At 37.6% G+C, this 2051-nt stretch carries 3 protein-coding genes; 2 read left to right on the top strand and 1 reads right to left on the bottom strand.

The annotated features are described in order from the left end of the window. Nucleotides 1-46: 46 nt before the first annotated feature. Nucleotides 47-1087, top strand: coding sequence for a linear amide C-N hydrolase (locus tag DBR11_RS24405; RefSeq protein WP_108555196.1), 1041 nt, complete (start codon nucleotides 47-49; stop codon nucleotides 1085-1087). 12 nt (nucleotides 1088-1099) lie between these two features. Here DBR11_RS24405 and DBR11_RS24400 read toward each other — a convergent pair whose 3' ends face one another. After that, nucleotides 1100-1735: an MgtC/SapB family protein gene (locus DBR11_RS24400; protein WP_108555195.1), complete on the bottom strand. Its 636-nt coding sequence runs from the start codon at nucleotides 1733-1735 to the stop codon at nucleotides 1100-1102. A 102-nt stretch (nucleotides 1736-1837) separates the two neighbouring features. Here DBR11_RS24400 and DBR11_RS24395 point away from each other — a divergent pair, with 102 nt between their 5' ends. Next, nucleotides 1838-2050, top strand: a complete 213-nt coding sequence (locus DBR11_RS24395; protein WP_108555194.1) for a VOC family protein — start codon at nucleotides 1838-1840, stop codon at nucleotides 2048-2050. Nucleotide 2051: the final 1 nt, after the last annotated feature.

The raw sequence follows: 2051 nt of genomic DNA, 5'->3' as shown, positions 1-2051 counted from the left end.
TTACTAAATAATAGTAGTGTTAAATATTAATTAAACATCTATCAATATGAAGTATTTTTTCTCTTTTGTTTTTGTAGCATTTCTTTTAGGTCAAAAGGAATCTGTAGCCTGTACACGAGTAGTGTATAAAGGCCCCAATGGAACAGTGATCACAGCCCGCAGTATGGACTGGAAAGATGAAATTTCTGCTAATCTGTGGGTATTTCCCAGAGGAATTGCCAGAAATGGTGAAGTAGGGCCACAGTCTTTAAAATGGACTTCTAAGTATGGTAGTGTAATTTCCAGTGCCTGGGATATTGCAACTGTAGATGGTTTAAATGAGAAGGGACTAGTAGCCAATGTGTTGTGGTTGGTAGAATCCAGTTATCCAAAATTCAAACCTGATGGTAAAAAGAAGGGCATTACTATTTCAGCATGGGCACAGTATGTCCTGGATAATTTTGCAACTGTAAATGAAGTCGTTACGGCGCTAAAAGATGAGTCGTTCGTTATAGTCAGTGATTATATTCCCGGTACTAAAAAATTCACGACACTTCATTTATCCATTTCGGATGCTTCAGGTGATAATGCAATATTTGAATATATCAATGGAAAGCTAGTGATTCATCATGATGCTTCCTATACCGTGATGACGAACTCTCCCATATTTAGTGAGCAACTTGCTTTAAATAATTATTGGGCAGGTATTCCCGGAACAATCATGCTACCAGGCACCAATCGTGCAGCCGATCGTTTTGTGAGGGCTTCTTATTATATTAATGCCATTCCCCAAACCGACGATACGAGAATTGCGGTTGCCAGCGTATTTAGCGTAATCAGAAATTGTTCTGTACCTTTTGGTATTAGTTCAGAAACGGAGCCTAATATTTCTTCAACCCGTTGGAGGTCTGTGGCAGATCAAAAAAATAAAGTCTATTATTTTGAAAATGTTTTAACCCCGGGTACCTTTTGGGTAGACTTGAGTAAATTTGATTTAAATGAAGGTTCAAAATCTATGAAGCTGAATTTAAAACAGAGCATTGCACTTAATGGCTTGTCAAATTCAGAATTTAAAGCAGCAGAACCTTTCAAATTTTTAGGAATCTGATTTCAAAACGATCTAAGAAAAACTGATGATTTCTGGTAATGTGGCCAGGGTTTCACTCATGATCACCAAGTACTTTTTTTGACCTGATACCTTAAACACGACAATTAAATGATCATTTTCTTTGGTGATTTCTACTCTTTCCACAGAAAGGCCTTTTGTATTTAACATGCTTTCCAGCCGCTCAATCTGATTAAAATCCGGATCACGGAAGGTTACATTTAAGAGTCGTTCTTTTTGAAGTCGGGCAATCATCTGCTCTACTTTTGTAACCATTAAAAGAACACCAAGAGTGATGACAGTGAGACATAAAGCTAAGGCATGATAACCGATACCGGTGGTCATGCCGATTGCTGCAGAAGTCCAAATTACAGCAGCGGTAGTTAGTCCCCTGACAGAAATTTTGTCTTTAAATATGACACCTGCGCCAATAAAACCGATGCCGGTGATGATATTTGCCGAAATTCGGTCATCGGCCCCAGCGCCATGCCGGGAAACTATAGTAAAAATTGTAGATCCGAGAGAAATCAGAATTATAGTGCGAAAGCCAGCAGACTTATTTTTATATTCTCGTTCAAATCCTATTGCACCACCGCATATGATGGAAACCATCATAGCAATCATATCTTCTAATTCTATTGTGAAGTCCATAGATAAATTTCTAATTGTTATTTGTCTTTGTAAACTAGTACCAGCGTGTTTGGTTTTAACTTAACCATATTTTTGATTTATTGTTTTATCGCCAGGTCCTGATTGAAAGCTATATTTGAGTTGAACGGAAAGCAATTTATTTGCAGTGATAGTTTCGTTAAACATAATTGGACCTTCACGCCAGCTATTTCAAACTGGGTGGAATGCAAAAATGAAAACGAAATGAACAGGCTTTTCTCCAGATTAGCGGAAAATGGATTTGTAATGATGCCTTTAGATAATTATGGTTTCAGCCAAAAGTTTGGATGCCTATGAG

It is taken from the genome of Pedobacter sp. HMWF019 (assembly GCF_003061025.1).
Lineage (GTDB): Bacteria > Bacteroidota > Bacteroidia > Sphingobacteriales > Sphingobacteriaceae > Pedobacter.
Note: the sequence above shows the minus strand (reverse complement) of the source record. Positions and strands in the feature narration are given on the sequence as shown.

Bases quoted from the DNA above. Each gene is read 5' to 3' on its own strand.
- DBR11_RS24400 (WP_108555195.1), bottom strand. From the start codon at position 1,735: ATGGACTTCACAATAGAATTAGAAGATATGATTGCTATGATGGTTTCC.
- DBR11_RS24405 (WP_108555196.1), top strand. From the start codon at position 47: ATGAAGTATTTTTTCTCTTTTGTTTTTGTAGCATTTCTTTTAGGTCAA.